General features: G+C 37.8%; 1 pseudogene. It reads right to left on the bottom strand.

Going from position 1 to position 209, the window contains the following annotated elements:
• Positions 1-209: pseudogene (locus CXF60_RS00655) on the bottom strand (IS630 family transposase); the annotation flags it as partial.

Here is a 209-nt window from a genome sequence, read left to right as displayed (position 1 = left end):
ACGCATTTAGTTTTAAGGCTTGGAATGAGCGTGTATTTGCACCAGTCATAGAATACATCTCCATTGATGTTTTTCTCAAAGTAATCAAGTGCAAATAGCATTTTTTCATACAGAGCACCGATGACATTGGTACGTTTTTTAGCTTGCCAGTTGTAGCTATCAATACAAGGTTTACCTATCGGTGCATAGCCATAAGGACGAATAGTTTC

The sequence above is a fragment of the Psychrobacter sp. 4Bb genome (genome assembly GCF_002836735.1).
GTDB lineage: Bacteria > Pseudomonadota > Gammaproteobacteria > Pseudomonadales > Moraxellaceae > Psychrobacter.
Note: the sequence above shows the minus strand (reverse complement) of the source record. Positions and strands in the feature narration are given on the sequence as shown.